This window comes from Paenibacillus terrigena DSM 21567 (assembly GCF_000374845.1).
GTDB lineage: Bacteria > Bacillota > Bacilli > Paenibacillales > Paenibacillaceae > Paenibacillus_K > Paenibacillus_K terrigena.
In genome coordinates, this window is the sequence record NZ_KB895413.1 from 412,915 (window position 1) to 428,502 (window position 15,588).

17 protein-coding genes are annotated in these 15,588 nt (G+C 46.9%); all 17 read left to right on the plus strand.

The window, feature by feature from the left end; translation table 11 throughout:
* The first annotated feature begins 10 nt into the window (after positions 1-10).
* The 17 genes from C558_RS0106090 (at position 11) to C558_RS0106175 (ending at position 15,579) form a co-directional block, all read left to right on the plus strand.
* A complete protein-coding gene (locus C558_RS0106090; protein WP_018755359.1) occupies positions 11-505 on the plus strand; it encodes a cell wall elongation regulator TseB-like domain-containing protein in 495 nt (164 codons plus the stop codon).
* Between the two features lie 100 nt (positions 506-605).
* Positions 606-1,007: a cbb3-type cytochrome c oxidase subunit I gene (locus tag C558_RS0106095; protein ID WP_018755360.1), complete on the plus strand. Its 402-nt coding sequence runs from the start codon at positions 606-608 to the stop codon at positions 1,005-1,007.
* 148 nt (positions 1,008-1,155) lie between these two features.
* Positions 1,156-1,695 (plus strand): hypothetical protein, encoded by a 540-nt coding sequence (locus C558_RS0106100; RefSeq protein ID WP_018755361.1) that lies wholly within the window; start codon positions 1,156-1,158, stop codon positions 1,693-1,695.
* Positions 1,688-3,193 carry an AAA family ATPase gene (locus C558_RS0106105; protein WP_018755362.1) on the plus strand — a complete coding sequence of 502 codons (1,506 nt, stop codon included), beginning with the start codon at positions 1,688-1,690 and terminating at the stop codon, positions 3,191-3,193. Before C558_RS0106100 ends, C558_RS0106105 begins: the two co-directional genes overlap by 8 nt.
* Positions 3,194-3,298: 105 nt before the next feature.
* The gene (locus tag C558_RS0106110) at positions 3,299-4,171 is read left to right on the plus strand and encodes a 3-hydroxyacyl-CoA dehydrogenase family protein (protein ID WP_018755363.1); all 873 of its coding nucleotides are present in this window, start codon (positions 3,299-3,301) and stop codon (positions 4,169-4,171) included.
* Complete coding sequence (locus tag C558_RS0106115) at positions 4,168-5,373, plus strand: acetate/propionate family kinase (protein ID WP_018755364.1); 1,206 nt, start codon at positions 4,168-4,170, stop codon at positions 5,371-5,373. The genes C558_RS0106110 and C558_RS0106115 overlap by 4 nt, the downstream gene beginning before the upstream one ends.
* Before the next feature lie 34 nt (positions 5,374-5,407).
* Positions 5,408-6,703: an asparagine--tRNA ligase gene (gene asnS, locus C558_RS0106120; RefSeq protein WP_018755365.1), complete on the plus strand. Its 1,296-nt coding sequence runs from the start codon at positions 5,408-5,410 to the stop codon at positions 6,701-6,703.
* A 42-nt stretch (positions 6,704-6,745) separates the two neighbouring features.
* Positions 6,746-7,456, plus strand: coding sequence for a DnaD domain protein (locus tag C558_RS0106125; protein ID WP_018755366.1), 711 nt, complete (start codon positions 6,746-6,748; stop codon positions 7,454-7,456).
* A gap of 101 nt (positions 7,457-7,557) precedes the next feature.
* Positions 7,558-8,532, plus strand: coding sequence for a 2-hydroxyacid dehydrogenase (locus C558_RS30495; protein ID WP_018755367.1), 975 nt, complete (start codon positions 7,558-7,560; stop codon positions 8,530-8,532).
* A gap of 251 nt (positions 8,533-8,783) precedes the next feature.
* Positions 8,784-9,704, plus strand: coding sequence for a COX15/CtaA family protein (locus tag C558_RS0106135; protein ID WP_018755368.1), 921 nt, complete (start codon positions 8,784-8,786; stop codon positions 9,702-9,704).
* Between the two features lie 187 nt (positions 9,705-9,891).
* A complete protein-coding gene (cyoA, locus tag C558_RS0106145) occupies positions 9,892-10,800 on the plus strand; it encodes a ubiquinol oxidase subunit II (RefSeq protein ID WP_018755370.1) in 909 nt (302 codons plus the stop codon).
* 39 nt (positions 10,801-10,839) lie between these two features.
* A complete protein-coding gene (locus C558_RS0106150) occupies positions 10,840-12,813 on the plus strand; it encodes a cbb3-type cytochrome c oxidase subunit I (RefSeq protein WP_018755371.1) in 1,974 nt (657 codons plus the stop codon).
* Positions 12,813-13,439, plus strand: coding sequence for a cytochrome o ubiquinol oxidase subunit III (cyoC, locus tag C558_RS0106155; RefSeq protein WP_018755372.1), 627 nt, complete (start codon positions 12,813-12,815; stop codon positions 13,437-13,439). Before C558_RS0106150 ends, cyoC begins: the two co-directional genes overlap by 1 nt.
* Entirely contained in the window at positions 13,440-13,766 is a 327-nt protein-coding gene (gene cyoD / locus C558_RS0106160; RefSeq protein ID WP_018755373.1) for a cytochrome o ubiquinol oxidase subunit IV, read from the plus strand.
* Positions 13,763-14,626, plus strand: a complete 864-nt coding sequence (gene cyoE / locus C558_RS0106165; RefSeq protein ID WP_018755374.1) for a heme o synthase — start codon at positions 13,763-13,765, stop codon at positions 14,624-14,626. The genes cyoD and cyoE overlap by 4 nt, the downstream gene beginning before the upstream one ends.
* A gap of 23 nt (positions 14,627-14,649) precedes the next feature.
* Positions 14,650-14,985 (plus strand): c-type cytochrome, encoded by a 336-nt coding sequence (locus C558_RS0106170; protein WP_018755375.1) that lies wholly within the window; start codon positions 14,650-14,652, stop codon positions 14,983-14,985.
* A gap of 18 nt (positions 14,986-15,003) precedes the next feature.
* Positions 15,004-15,579, plus strand: a complete 576-nt coding sequence (locus C558_RS0106175) for an SCO family protein (protein WP_018755376.1) — start codon at positions 15,004-15,006, stop codon at positions 15,577-15,579.
* Positions 15,580-15,588 lie beyond the last annotated feature (9 nt).

Consider the following 15,588-nt stretch of genomic DNA (forward strand, 5'->3'; position numbering starts at 1 on the left):
GGAGTTACAGATGCAAAGAAGATGGATCGTTATTATCATATCTGTCATTATACTGATTTTGCTCGGACTACATTTATATTATCGGAATGTACAGAGCGGTGAATGGCTTGCAGAAGATCGGGCAACGAAAGCTGCCTTAGAGCAATCATCCTTGAAGAAGGTAACAGGGATACAGAAGTCTGTATGGGAAGATGTATATTATATCGTCAATGGACTGGATGAGCAGGATCAGAATTTAGTGGTGTGGGTCAATCAAGAGGGAACTTCCGTACATACGGAGCAACTGAAGCAAGGTTCGACGAAGGAAGCGATACAAGCGAAAGTATTAAGTCGATCGCCTGGCGCAGATATCATTACAATCGTACCAGGCATTTGGGAACAGCAGTATGTATGGCAAGTGTTCTATAAAGCGTCCAAACCGAACGAAAACGTACACTACTACTATGATTTTTACCGTTTCTCGGATGCAGGGTATTTGACAACGTATACCTTGCCTAATCGGTAAGAAAACCTTCGGAAAAAATGTATTCTAAAATAAGGATCTCGTCGATATACTAATCCCGACCGAGTAAGGTCATATTGATCGGAAGGGGTTGGTTCGATCCATGGGCGTTCGATTTCTGAAGATTGGCGTGCTGTACTTTATCTTGTCAATGGGTTTGGGGATGTATATGTCAATGGCCAAAGATTATGTGCTTGCAGGTGTTCATGCGCACGTAAATCTAATCGGTTGGCTATCTATGGCGGTATCTGGCGTGATCTATATATTATTCCCTAGGGCGGATAACAGTGCTCTGGCGAAGTGGCATTTTTGGTTAATGAATTTAGGTGTCATCATTATGATGGGCTCTCTAATCACCTTATTGCTTACAAAAGAAGAGACGCCGTGGGGACCGATTATTGGTGCAGGTGGTGCACTACTTATCCTTAGCGCCATTTGTCTCTTGATCAATCTCTTTAAAAATGTGAATATCAATGAGATGCGTACATCGAGAAATTCGAAGTGACAGCGGAATTTGAAGAGCTTGCCTTCTAAGGCAGGCTCTTTTTCAATTGTTCGAGCGATGGTTGGCAGGGCTTCCACACATTACATTCTTCAATCGTATATATCCTATGATATACTGTGTGATATACGAAATGAAGGAGGGCGTTACATTGAAAATACGTGTTAAACCACTTGTCCTGACACTGGTCGGATCGATGGCCGTCCTTTTTGGCGGCTGGTTCTTCTATCAGAATGTAGCTGTACAAAGTCCTGTAGAGAAGGTAGCCAAAGAAGTATCGACAGTATCTGCTGCGAAAGCAAACATTACGCGAAATGATGTTCAACTCGTCATTCAAGTTCAGCCCGATGCGAATTTGCGAGAAATCGTTCAACATATATATCAGTCCGGTAATAAAGTCATTGGTGATAAGAAATTGAATATTACCGTAAGTAATCCATCGTCTCCACTGCTTGATGATTGGTGGTCTCATGCTTTGTTCGGCGTCGCACAAGCGATGGAGAATAAGCAATACTCAGAGATTCCACAAGTATTAGAAAAGACGAGCAAGTCGTTAAACCTAACACAAGTTCACACATCTGCTGAGATGGATGAACGAAATGTATATGTTACCATTACCGATGGCAAGGCAAGCAAGTATATTATTCTTCCTCGCAAGGGTGAGCCCGTGGGGGTGTGGCCTAATGCTTAAAGGGTGGAGAGAAGTCGTTATTGGGTTTGTGATCGCGTTATTTATTTTTCTCGGCATCATTGGGGTGAACATCTTGCCTTTTGTTGGTGTCGCCCTTGTGATCGGAGTTATCTATTTAGCCATGAAGAGCCGTGGGGGCAGCTTGACGGTTGGAAGACAACAACGACGAGTAGGCGGGTCGTCTAAGCCTAGTTACTTGACCTTTGAACAGATTGGCGGTCAAGAACGTGCGAAGCAGGAATTGATTGAAGCGTTGGATTTCCTCATCAACCACGAGGAGATTAAGAAGTTCGGGATCAGGCCGTTGAAAGGTATTCTATTAACGGGCCCTCCGGGAACCGGGAAGACGTTAATGGCAAAAGCTGCAGCGCATTATTCGAATGCGGTGTATGCTGCAGCTTCCGGCAGTGAGTTCGTTGAGATGTATGTCGGGGTTGGTGCAGGCCGTATCCGTGATTTATTCAAGCAAGCAAGAGATCAAGCCGTGAAAGAGAAGAAAGAAAATGCGATCATATTCATCGATGAGATCGATGTCATCGGCGGGAAGCGGGAAGGCGGCCAGCAGAAGGAATATGATCAGACGCTCAATCAGCTTCTAACCGAAATGGATGGGATTTATTCGAATTCTACCCCTCGTGTGCTCGTGATTGCTGCGACGAACCGGAAGGAAATGCTCGACAGCGCATTGCTGCGTCCAGGCCGATTTGACCGCCATATTCGTGTCGATTTGCCGGATAAAAAAGGTCGATTGCACATCCTGAACATTCATGCAGAAAATAAACCAATGGATAATTCGGTGCAGCTGGACACGATTGCCGTTCAGTCGTTTGGATTCTCCGGCGCACAGCTCGAAAGTGTCATGAATGAAGCTGCAATCTATGCGATGCGGGAGAAGCTGGAGCAGATCGAGCAGCGCCATTTGACCATGGCGATCGATAAAGTCATGCTCGGTGAGAAGACGGATCGTGAAGCGACGAATGAAGAACGCAGACGTGTCGCCATTCATGAATTGGGACACGCGATTATCGCTGAAATTGTTAGACCTGGCAGTGTGGCACAAGTGACCGTTAGTCCGCGTGGACAGGCGCTTGGATATGTTCGACATAATCCATTAAAGGATCAATATCTGCACACCAAAGAGTTTCTAGAAAGTCAGATTATGATTGCGCTAGGCGGAGCTGCAGCGGAAGAAATTTTCTACGGCGGACGAAGTACAGGATCTTCGAATGACTTCGAGCAATCGCTGCAAATTGTCGAGACAATGATGAATGCGGGATTGACCAATTTAGGGATCACCAATGTTCAGATCGTGACGCAAGAAGAGCGAATGAAAGAAAATGAACGAATCATGAATGAGCTCTTCGAACGGACGCGCAATGAACTCGAATCCCATAAAATGGTATTTGAGAAGGCTTTGGAATTCCTTATTTCGGAAGAAGTAGTATCTGGCGACCAATTTAGAAGAATATTTTGTGACAACATACAATTACCAGCGTAAAATGTGCGCTGGTTTTTTGTCTAATTTTTTTCGACATGTTAAAATAGATGGCGGAGTTCTGAGAGATGATATATACAGAGTTGTCGGAAAGGATGGTTTATAACCATGCAATTTAAGAAAATTGGCGTCATTGGCGGGGGAACCATGGGTCAAGGGATCGCTGAAATGTTGGCGGTTCGTGGACTTGATGTATTATTAGTGGAGCAATCGGCTGAGAAATTAGATTACGCATACAGCATGATTGAATTAAGTCTGGATAAACAGCTTGAGAAGTGGGGCATTACGATATCGGAGAAGAAGATAATTCTCTCCCGCATTCAAAAAGTATCGCATTTTGCAGAGCTTGGAACGTGCGATATGGTCATCGAGACAATTTCGGAAGACTTGGAACTGAAGAAGCAAGTATTCGCAGAACTGGATGCTGTATGTCCAGGTCATATTATTTTGGCGAGCAACACGTCTACACTCAGTCTTACAGAGCTTGCGAGCTCGACGAAATATCCATCGCGTGTGATCGGTATGCACTTCATCTACCCTGTTGCGAAAGTGGATTTGGTGGAAATTATTCGCGGTCTGAAGACTTCGGATGATACATTCATCCAGACGAAGCACTTTGTTGAAGAAGTTGTGTCGAAAAAAGGCATCATGGTCTACGAATCTCCTGGATTCGTAACATCGCGTATTATTCTAACATTGATTAATGAAGCATTGCATGTCTTGCAAGAAGGCGTTGCAACAGCAGACGATATTGATGATGCGATGCGTATCGGTTATGCATTCCAACATGGGCCGCTTGAGATGGCGGATCGTTTTGGTCTGGATTCCGTATTAGCAGCGATGGAGCGTATGTTCCGTGAGTTTGGCGATTTGAAATACCGTCCATCGGTACAGCTGAAGAAGATGGTTCGTGCCGGTCATTTAGGCGTGAAATCAGGCGAAGGATTTTTCAAGTACAATAAGGATGGGGATCGAGTATGAAGATTTTAGTTATTAATGCAGGTAGTTCTTCGGTGAAATATCAGTTGTATGATATGACAGATGAGTCTGTTCTTGCGAAAGGTCTTGTAGAACGTATCGGAATGGATTCTTCAATCCTCACGCATGAGCCGACTGACGGCCAAGAAGTGAGCGAAGTAAGCGAAATTCTCGAGCATACAACAGCGGTTCGTAAAGTCTTGGATATGCTCGTACATCCGCAGCACGGTGTGATTAAATCCATCGATGAAATTGAAGCTGTAGGGCATCGTATCGTCCATGGCGGGGAATCATTTAGCAAGTCTTCAATTGTTACGCCGGAAGCGAAGTCAGAAATCCGCCGTCTGTTCGACTTGGCGCCTCTTCACAATCCAGCACATATGTCCGGTATTGTAGCGGTAGAAAAGAATATGCCGAACGTTCCGCAAACCGTTGTGTTCGATACGGCTTTCCATCAAACCATGCCGGAAAAAGCGTATTTGTATGCCATTCCGCGCGTATTGTATAAGAAGCATAAAGTTCGCCGTTATGGCTTCCACGGAACATCTCACAATTTCGTAAGTGCGAAGGCTGCTGAATTCTTGAACCGTGATATTAAAGACATGAAGATTATTACATGCCACATTGGTAATGGCGGTAGTGTAACAGCGATTTTGAACGGTCAATCTGTCGATACGTCGATGGGGATGACACCGCTTGAAGGCTTGATGATGGGTACACGCAGCGGGGATTTGGATCCTGCGATTGTTCCTTTTGTCATGAATAAAGAAGATCTAACCGTGAATGAAGTAAACTCGATGTTGAACAAACATAGTGGATTACAAGCCATCTCTGGCGTGAGCAGCGATATGCGTGAAATTATCGACGGCATGCTGGCAGGAGAACCTAATTCGACATTGGCTTTTGACATGTACGAATATCGCATTCGTAAATACATCGGGTCATACGCTGCAGCAATGAACGGTGTAGATACCATTGTTTTCACAGCTGGTGTGGGTGAGAATGCAGTTGTATTACGCGAACGTGTCCTTGAACAATTAACATTCTTGGGCATCGAGCTCGATATAGAAGCGAACAAAGTACGTTCGAAGCAGCCTCGACTGATCTCAACTCCTAATTCGAAAGTACAAGTGCTTGTCGTACCGACGAATGAAGAATTAATCATCGCTCGCGATACACATCGCTTGGTGTTAGAATCGAAGTAAGCAATATCAATTGTTGTTAAAGGGGAGAATTAGGATGGCTGCACAAACTGTCATTCGTCAAGTAAGTCAGCACGTCGGACAGCCTGTTAAAATCGGCTGCTGGGTGCACAATAAGCGTTCAAGTGGTAAAATTCAATTCCTGCAATTGCGTGACGGCACAGGCTATATACAAGGGGTTGTCGTTCGTAGTGAAGTGCCTGAAGAGGTATGGGATGCGGCGAAAAGCTTAACGCAGGAGAGCTCTCTGTATGTAACGGGTGAGATTCGTGAAGAGCCTCGCAGTCAATCAGGCTACGAAATGACGGTAACGGGGATTGAAGTGATTCATATTACGGAGAACTACCCGATTACGCCAAAAGAGCATGGCATCGATTTCTTGATGGATCATCGCCACCTATGGCTTCGTGCGCCGAAACAGCGTGCCATTCTGGTAATTCGTTCGCAAATTATTAAAGCGATCCAAGATTTCTTCGATAATAACGGATTTACGCTAGTCGATCCGCCGATTCTTACACCTTCTTCCTGTGAAGGTACTACGAACTTGTTCCATACGAAATATTTCGACGAGGATGCGTATCTGACACAAAGTGGTCAGCTCTATATGGAAGCTGCAGCGATGGCCCTTGGTAAAGTTTACTCCTTCGGACCAACGTTCCGTGCGGAGAAATCGAAGACACGCCGTCACTTGATCGAGTTCTGGATGATCGAGCCAGAAATGGCGTTCGTAGATCATGAAGAGAACTTGCGTGTGCAGGAGTCGTTCATTGCTTATGTGGTGAAATCCGTTCTGGATAACTGCCGCAGCGAGCTCGAGACGATTGGCCGCGATATTTCCAAATTGGAGAAAATCGTGGGACCATTCCCGCGCATCACGTATGATGATGCCATTAAATTCTTGAATGAACAAGGTCATGATATTCCTTGGGGTGAAGATTTCGGTGCGCCGCACGAGACAGCCATTGCGGAGAAATATGAGACACCGGTATTCATCACGCATTACCCAACGAAGATCAAAGCATTCTATATGAAACCAGATCCGAGCAATCCGGATGTTGTACTATGTGCCGATATGATCGCACCAGAAGGTTATGGTGAGATTATTGGCGGTTCGCAGCGTATCGATGATCCTGCATTACTCGAAGAGCGCTTCACCGAGCATGAGCTTTCTACAGAAGCGTATCAATGGTACCTGGATCTTCGCAAATATGGTACGGTACCTCATTCCGGCTTCGGTCTTGGGCTTGAGCGTACGGTCGCATGGATTTGCGGATTAGATCATGTTCGGGAGACGATTCCGTTCCCACGGATGCTCTATCGTTTGTATCCATAAGCCTCAATCGATGATATGATGAGGGGATGGAGGTGAGCTGACATGAGCAATGAAGCATGGCGGGCATTTGCCAAGGGGATTACGCTGGGTATGGAAGTGGGTACGATTCACTTACCATACGCGCTTCTTCGATATTATCGCCGCATGAAGCTCAGTGACACGGAAATGATGCTCATTCTTCAATTAACCGGGTTCCAGCAAATGGAGCAGAATGCATTTCCGACGATTGAAGAATTGCAGGATCGCTTGGGCGCTTCACCGGATACAGTCATCAAAGCCATACAGAAGCTCATGCGCGAGAAATACTTATCGATTGATGAAGAATTCGATCCGCAGACGGGGATTCAATATGAGCGTTACAACCTTTCAGGAATTTATGAGAAGCTGGGACAGCTTTTATCCGATGATGTAAAGGAAGAACGGAAGCAAGAACAGCGAAGCGGCAAATCTCAAGGAAGCGGTACAGCTTTTGCAGCAGGGGAGAGTGAAGAGAGTAATCTCTTCATTATTTTCGAACGCGAGTTCGGCCGTCCGCTGTCGCCGATGGAGTGTGAGACGATCTCGGGGTGGCTCGATCAAGATCAGTATCCTGAGGAACTCATCTTATTGGCACTGAAAGAAGCGGTATTCGCAGGGAAGGTTCACTTCCGTTATATCGACCGTATCTTGCTTGAATGGATGCGTAACCGCGTCCGAACGGCAGAGGATGCAAGAGCCTATGCACAGAAATTCCGCGGAGCACGAGGGAATTAAGAGACAGTCTGAGTCACATGGATCATGTGGTTCAGGCTGTTTTTTTGCATAAGGATGGATTATGATGGTAACAGGTATACAGATCATGGAGGGGGCAGAATATGAAACCGAATATTTATGTCGCACGACCGGTACCAAGTGAAGTAGCGCAATATTTGGAGACACATTGCGAGGTTCGATATTGGACGGGGGAAGAATCCATTACGAAAGATCAACTCGTTCATGAAATTGGCGATGCTGAAGGCTTGTTATTGAGTGGGACGCCGGTCACGGCCGAAGTGATCGAGGCTGCACCGAACCTGCGAGCGATCTCGAATATTGCCGTAGGCTACAACAATTTGCGGCTTGATCCCATTATTGCCCGTGGAATTCTGGCGATGCATACGCCTTATGTACTCGATGAGACGGTTGCTGATCTGGCGTTTGCATTGATTCTAGCTGCTGGTCGACGTGTCACGGAGCTGCATGAATGGGTACGAGAAGGCAAATGGGAGAAGGGGCAGGAAGAAGAATTATATGGACTCGATATTCACCATACCACGCTTGGCATTATTGGGATGGGGCGGATCGGTGAAGCGATTGCTAGACGTGCTCGACTCGGATTTGAGATGAATGTACAGTATTATAATCGGAATCGGAAGCCGGATATCGAAGAGAAGCTGGGTGTCACATATGCAGAATTGGACGAGCTGCTTGCGACCTCGGATTATGTGCTGCTTATGTTGCCCTTGACGCCGGAGACGAGAGGGTTGATCGGTGCGCGCGAGTTCGATCTCATGAAGCGGACTGCCGTATTCGTGAATGTCGCACGCGGTCCGATCGTCGACGAATCCGCCTTGTACGATGCGCTCGTGCAGCGTAAGATCTACGCCGCCGGCCTCGATGTATATGCACAGGAGCCGATCGATCCAGCGCACCCGCTGCTTACGCTTACGAATGTCGTAACCTTGCCACATATCGGATCTGCCACAGCGGCGACACGTCTTGAAATGGCAAGTCTAGCAGCCAGAAATCTAGTCCATGCGCTGCAAGGCAAGCCGGACATTGCGCTTATACCGGAATTGCGGAACGTATAAGGCAGAATAGAAATGAGACCCCCCTTGACTCTTGGTCGAGGGGGATTTTTGATATGCGCTTCGATTTTATTGTCCAATGGTTGGTGAAGAAAACGATGGAGTGGATGGTTACGATCATACCCTGATCCGATACGATCAATGAGCAACAAGCAATCGTTTTTGAAAGGAAGTAGAACCAACATGAATGACAACGAGACAATGCTATTGAGGGTATTCGCGCATCGTACTGTCGATGGAAGAGGGGGAATCATATGATATCTTCCCGTTATCGATGGTTAGCTTGGTCGACATTTATTGGGATGTTCCTCGTGCTGCTGGCAGGAGCCTTGGTGACGAAGACAGGTTCTGGCCGAGGCTGCGGTGATGATTGGCCTTTGTGTAATGGGAAATTTGTACCTGCTTATACACTAGAGTCTATGATTGAGTATTCCCATCGTATGGTGACGGGAATTGTGGGGATCCTTGTCCTCATCACATTTATATATACATGGCGTTACCTGAAGCATCATACCGAAGCCTTAATCTATGCTGGTGGAACGTTGTTGTTCACCGTGATCCAGGCGATCATGGGAGCGGCAGCGGTCATTTGGCCTCAGCAGCCAGCTGTGATGGCACTGCACTTCGGGATCTCATTGCTCGCTGTTTCTAGTAGCATGCTGCTGGTCGTCTGGATAAGGCGGCAGGAACGGGCTGGCGATTCAGATGTCTTCGTGACGATGCCGAGATCGATTTATCTGATGTCTTGGGGGATATGGATCTTTTGTTATGTTGTTGTCTATCTTGGGGCGTACATTCGGCATATGGATGTGGAAGCGGGATGTATGGGCTGGCCGTTGTGTAACGGGCAAGTCATCCCCTATTTGGAGGGTGCTTCAGGGATTGTCTTCCTCCACCGTGTTGCTGCAGCGATTTTATTCCTGCTCATCGCCGCATTCTATGTTCTTGTTCGCCGAAGTGAATCGGCAGGACAGCATTCCGTCATGAGGAGGGCTGGGATGTATGCACTTATTTTCGTGTTGGCGCAAATTTTAAGCGGCGGACTGCTTAATGCGACGATCAACAACGAAGATGTGTATCTATTTGCGAGTCTGCTCCACAATGTACTGGCCACGGCCTTGTTCAGCATTCTGACGGATATCGCCATCCGTTCGTGGAAACATCGTATACGATAAATCAAGAGAGTTCTTCATTTTGAATGAAGAGCTCTTTTTTTTTTGAAAATTGGGCCATGATTTGTTTCGAAACCTTGAACATGGTTGGTTCAACGGCTCTTGTAGTGGTTGGTGACATTTATCACAATCCCTCTTATCGTAAGACGTGGCTATAACGTACTTATGCAAATCGAAAGGAGCCGCAAACATGAAATTACCTAAAGCACGCCGCTGGTTCGCTTCTTTATCTATGCTGCTGATCCTGCTGCTTACGGCCACCGGATGCACGGAGAAAATGATCATTCTTAATCCGAAAGGGCCAATTGCCGAACAGCAGCGTGATTTAATGCTCACTTCATTGCTACTGACATGTATTGTCATCGTACCTGTACTGATTTTGTTCGCGATTATTGTATGGCGTTACCGAGATCGAAAGGGTAGAACATCGAAGTATACGCCGAACTGGGAGCATAGCACGAAGCTAGAAGTGATCTGGTGGGGGATACCGATCATTATTATTACCATTCTAGCGGTCATTACCGTGAAGTACACCTATGCGCTGGAACCCTCTAAGCCGCTAGCATCCGAAGAAAAACCGCTGACCATCCAGGTGACATCGCTGGACTGGAAATGGTTATTCCAATATCCGGAACAAGGCATTGCAACGATTAATTACATCCAGATTCCAGAAGATGTACCGATTCGATTTGAGATCACAGCCGATTCACCCATGAATTCATTCTGGATTCCGCAGCTTGGCGGTCAGATGTATGCGATGTCCGGCATGGCGATGACATTGCATTTGCAAGCGGATGAGCAGGGAGATTTTTGGGGATCAGGCGCCAACTTCACCGGGAAGGATTTCGCGAAAATGTATTTTGATGTGAAATCGACTTCGAAGGAAGCATTCAACACGTGGGTAAGTGAGGTGAAGGCGTCATCGCCTGCATTGACATTGGACGGTTACAAGAAGCTGGTTGAGCCTGCAGCATCGGATGTCAGAACGTTCTCGGCTTTCCCAGAAGGATTGTTCGAGATGACCGTGACGAAGTATGCCTCCTCGCACAACCATGGATTGTCTTGGAAGGACATTCAGAAGATTGACAAACAAGAATAACGGATTTTTGATCCGACACGTAAGGAGAGAGAATCATCCATGTGGGAAAGAGTGAAAACCTTTGCCTCTGAGTTTTTTGTAACGGGAGATCCGTTAATATATGGGGCAGATGTTAGCATCGTCATCACCATCTTAGGTATTGTAATTGGACTGACGTACTTCAATAAATGGGGCTGGCTATGGCGGGAATGGCTGACGACTGTCGATCATAAGAAGATTGGCATCATGTACATTTTAGCTGCCTTCATCATGTTATTCCGCGGTGGGGTCGACGCGCTTCTAATGCGTGCACAGCTGGCCGCACCAGAGATGAACCTACTGCCGCCGGACCACTATAATCAGATTTTCACGACGCACGGCGTAATCATGATTTTGTTCATGGCGATGCCATTTATGTTCGGATTGTTCAACGTCATGGTGCCGCTGCAAATCGGCGCGCGCGACGTGGCCTATCCGTTCCTGAATGCGCTAAGTTTCTGGCTATTCTTCTCAGGCGCCATGCTGTTTAACTTATCCTTCGTCATTGGTGGTTCACCAGATGCGGGTTGGCTGGCCTATCCGCCATATTCGGGCATTATGCATAACCCAGGCGTCGGACAAGACTTCTATATTTGGGGGATTCAGATCTCAGGGATCGGAAGTCTGATGACGGGGATTAACTTTATCGTCACCATTCTGAAGATGCGTGCACCGGGTATGAAGTTAATGAAAATGCCGATGTTTCCTTGGTCGGTACTATCCAGCTGTATCGCGATCATATTTTCGTTTCCGATTTTGACAGCAACGCTAGCACTACTATTCCTAGACCGCTATGCAGGTGCGCATTTCTTCACCTTGGATGGCGGCGGAAACCCGATGATGTATATTAACCTGATCTGGATGTGGGGACACCCTGAGGTGTATATTATCGTATTACCTGCCTTCGGGATCTTCTCGGAGATCGTATCTACGTTTGCGAAGAAGAAGCTGTTCGGTTATAAATCGATGGTGTATGCCATGATGATCATCAGTATTTTGTCGTTCCTCGTGTGGGCGCACCATTTCTTTACGATGGGTTCCGGCGCGGATGTGAATGCCTTCTTTGCACTGACGACCATGTTGATTGCAATCCCGACAGGGGTGAAGGTGTTCAACTGGCTCTTTACGATGTTCCGCGGGAAAATTACTTTCGAAACCCCGATGCTGTGGACGATGGGCTTTATTCCTTGCTTTATCGTAGGGGGACTAACAGGGGTTCTACTGTCGGTAGCACCGGCTGATTTTCAGTTTCACAATAGTTATTTCCTAGTCGCGCATTTCCATCAAGTCATCATTGGCGGTGTCGTATTCGGATATTTTGCAGGCTTATATTATTGGTGGCCTAAATTGTTCGGCTTCAAGCTGAATGAGCGGATAGGCAAATGGGCCTTCTGGTTCTGGAATATCGGCTTCTATCTCTGCTTCATGCCGCAATATGCGCTCGGACTGATGGGGATGACACGTCGTGTTGTAACCTATGGATGGGACAAAGGCTGGTGGGAAATGAACTTGGTATCCACCATTGGAGCGGGGCTCATGGGTATAGCGTTCTTGTTCCAAGTGTGGCAAATCGTATATAGCGTGAAGCATCTACGAAAAGATGAAACGGGAGATCCATGGAACGGACGGACCTTGGAATGGTCAATTCCTTCACCTGCGCCGGTGTATAACTTCGCAACCCTGCCTCACGTTACATCTCAGGATGAGTGGTGGGAGGAGAAGCAGCGAAGATTGCAAGGACATCCTGCTCCTGCACCAGTGAAGATAGAACCGATTCATATGCCGAAAAACTCTGGAATCCCAATCGTGATGTCCATGTTCTGGTTCTTCACCGGATTTGGCTTCATATTTGATTGGCTCTGGTTAGCGATCCCCGGACTTGTAGGCGTAGCGGCATGTATGCTGGTTCATTCCTTTAATTATGATACGGATTACTACATCCCTGTTGAAGAAATTAAGCGAACAGAATCTGCGATAAGGGGGGTTACGAGCTAATGGCTCAATTACACGATTCCGGATTAACCGGTCACCAGGTGTCTCATACGGAACATCATGACCATCCGGATATGGAAGAAATGCGCACCTTCGGCTTCTGGATCTATCTGATGACCGATGTCATTATATTTGGCACATTGTTCGCTGTCTACATTGTGCTGCAAGGTAACACAAATGGCGGACCCGGTCCGAAAGACTTATTTCAAATGGGAGGTATTATCGCAAGTACCTTCATTCTATTAACGAGCAGCTATACAAGCGGTCTAGCGGTGCTCGCGATGCACAAGGGGAATAAGAAAGCCTTGTTGGGTTGGCTTGGGGCAACCGTATTACTCGGTGCGACCTTTATCATCATGGAAATCAATGAGTTTACGCATCTGGTGCATGAAGGAGCGACGATCAGTACGAGTGCATTCCTATCCGCATTCTTTACCTTGGTTGGCACGCATGGACTTCACGTCCTGCTTGGATTGGTGTGGATGATTGCACTGATGATGCAGATTGCGAAGCGCGGGATTACACCGGTTACGAAACGTAAAGTCAATGTCATTAGTTTGTTCTGGCATTTCCTTGATGTGGTCTGGATTTTCGTCTTTACAATTGTTTATTTGATGGGGGTGAGCTAGATGCAGCATGACATGAGTCCTTCCCATGCGGACAAGAACCATGGCTCCTTAAAGTCGTACACCATTGGATTTGTATTCTCGATCCTGCTCACGATCATTCCGATTACCGTGGTGATGAGTGGTTGGCTCGCTGGGAAGGCAAGCGCGATCATTCTGATGGTAACGGCTGTATTGCAGCTCGTTGTTCAATTGATATTTTTTATGCATCTGCGCGAAGAGAAGAAGCCGCGATATAACCTGCTGACGTTGATCCTAGGTTTGATTATTTTACTAGTTATCGTCATCGGATCCATGTGGATCATGATGTACAATATGGTCGCACTATGATCAGAGATTGGATCGAGCTGACAAAGCCGCGAATTCTTCAGTTGAATCTCGTTGCTGCGTTTGGCGGGTATTGGCTAGCATCGAAGTGGACGGTGGATTGGGGTGCCCTGTTGTGGGTGCTCTTAGGCACCGTACTCACGATGGCCTCCTCGTGCGTCATGAATAATGTATGGGACTGGAAGCTGGACCAGCGGATGGATCGAACGAAGGATCGACCATTAGCAACGGGACGTTTGAATAAGTGGAGCGTACTGGTTTACGCCCTATTTCTAGGGATATTGGGTGAAATGATCTTGTTTATGAAAGTGAACGTCCTGTGCGGATGGCTCGGGGTCCTTGGGATGTTCGTTTATATCGTCGTATACACGATGTGGCTCAAGCGGACTTCAACTTGGAGCACATCCATTGGCGGCATATCGGGAGCGATGCCGCCGATCATCGGCTATTGTGCCTTTACGAATGAAATAGATGCCGGAGCCGTACTCTTATTCGCGCTGCTGTTTCTTTGGCAGCCCGCTCATTTCTGGTCGCTTGCGATTCGCAGGGTGGACGAATATCGGGCGGCAGGTTTTCCGCTATTGCCCGTCCATAAAGGTGTAAGGCGGACAAAGCTGCAAATGATTCCTTACGTCGTCCTACTACTTCCCACAGTCGTATTGATTTACTCGTACGGATACGCAGGCACTGTCTTTCTCACGGTCTCTGTGGCAGCAGGAATTGTATGGACTTGGCATACGTTAAAGGGTGCTGCATCAACGAACACGGAGAAATGGGCCAAAACGAACTTCCTGATTTCGGTGAATTATTTGATGGTTGTATTTCTGATGATGATTGTCGATACGGCGGGGCGTCCATTTTAATGCAGAAGGTTGGAGGAATCGGAATGAAGGCAAAAATGACAATATCTCTTATTTTGTTGACTTTACTCGTTCTTCCTGCGTGCGGACAAGGTACCAATTCGCAGGGGATGGATGTTGGAACAACAGCTCCTGAAGATGCGAATGCCGTAGCGTTGTACAAAAAGTCATGTCTATCCTGCCACGCTGCCGACCTAAGCGGGAGAATTGGACCGAGTTTACAGGAGATTGGCTCCAAATTGTCACAAGAGCAGCTGTACACGATCATACATGATGGCGCAAAAGGCATGCCGGCGTTCCAAAAATCGTTAAGCAACGAGGAAATTGATGCGCTTACCCAATGGCTCTCGAAAAATAAATAGCTGCAAGGGGGGATAAAGGTGAAAAAAGCAGCCTTGGGCGTGATATTTGGTCTGATGATTCTCGTTATTGCCGCGTGCGGCAATGGCAAGTCCAAACAGCTGAATATGCAGGTTCAACCCTTTGAATTCATCAATCAGGACGAAAAATCGGTCGCTTTGGCTGATTTAGAAGGCAAGGTTTGGGTTGCAGACTTTGTGTTTACCTATTGTTCAACGGTGTGTCCGACGATGACGGCAAACATGTCAGAATTGCAAAAGCGATTAAAGGCTGAAGGCGTAGAGGCGGAGTTGATCTCTTTCTCCGTTGATCCGGAGCGGGATGATCCTGTTGCACTGAAAAACTATCTATCGAAATTTAATGCCGATTTCTCGAATTGGCATGCATTGACGGGCTATGATTTTGAATCGATTAAGACATTTGTTCTTAAATCATTTCGAGCGACCATCGCCAAAGATATGGCATCGGATCAAGTCATACACGGTACATCGTTCTATTTGGTCGATCAAGCAGGTATGGTCGTTGCCAAATACGATGGGATGACAGATACGCCTTTCGATCAGATTATGAAAGACATCAAAGCGCTGCAAGAGTAACATAAACAA

Coding starts and splice junctions, on each gene's coding strand:
- C558_RS0106095 (WP_018755360.1), top strand. CDS start 606: ATGGGCGTTCGATTTCTGAAGATTGGCGTGCTGTACTTTATCTTGTCA.
- C558_RS0106115 (WP_018755364.1), top strand. CDS start 4,168: ATGAAGATTTTAGTTATTAATGCAGGTAGTTCTTCGGTGAAATATCAG.
- C558_RS0106125 (WP_018755366.1), top strand. CDS start 6,746: ATGAGCAATGAAGCATGGCGGGCATTTGCCAAGGGGATTACGCTGGGT.
- C558_RS0106110 (WP_018755363.1), top strand. CDS start 3,299: ATGCAATTTAAGAAAATTGGCGTCATTGGCGGGGGAACCATGGGTCAA.
- C558_RS0106105 (WP_018755362.1), top strand. CDS start 1,688: ATGCTTAAAGGGTGGAGAGAAGTCGTTATTGGGTTTGTGATCGCGTTA.
- cyoA (WP_018755370.1), top strand. CDS start 9,892: ATGAAATTACCTAAAGCACGCCGCTGGTTCGCTTCTTTATCTATGCTG.
- C558_RS0106170 (WP_018755375.1), top strand. CDS start 14,650: ATGAAGGCAAAAATGACAATATCTCTTATTTTGTTGACTTTACTCGTT.
- C558_RS0106150 (WP_018755371.1), top strand. CDS start 10,840: ATGTGGGAAAGAGTGAAAACCTTTGCCTCTGAGTTTTTTGTAACGGGA.
- C558_RS30495 (WP_018755367.1), top strand. CDS start 7,558: ATGAAACCGAATATTTATGTCGCACGACCGGTACCAAGTGAAGTAGCG.
- cyoC (WP_018755372.1), top strand. CDS start 12,813: ATGGCTCAATTACACGATTCCGGATTAACCGGTCACCAGGTGTCTCAT.
- cyoE (WP_018755374.1), top strand. CDS start 13,763: ATGATCAGAGATTGGATCGAGCTGACAAAGCCGCGAATTCTTCAGTTG.
- C558_RS0106090 (WP_018755359.1), top strand. CDS start 11: ATGCAAAGAAGATGGATCGTTATTATCATATCTGTCATTATACTGATT.
- C558_RS0106135 (WP_018755368.1), top strand. CDS start 8,784: ATGATATCTTCCCGTTATCGATGGTTAGCTTGGTCGACATTTATTGGG.
- cyoD (WP_018755373.1), top strand. CDS start 13,440: ATGCAGCATGACATGAGTCCTTCCCATGCGGACAAGAACCATGGCTCC.
- asnS (WP_018755365.1), top strand. CDS start 5,408: ATGGCTGCACAAACTGTCATTCGTCAAGTAAGTCAGCACGTCGGACAG.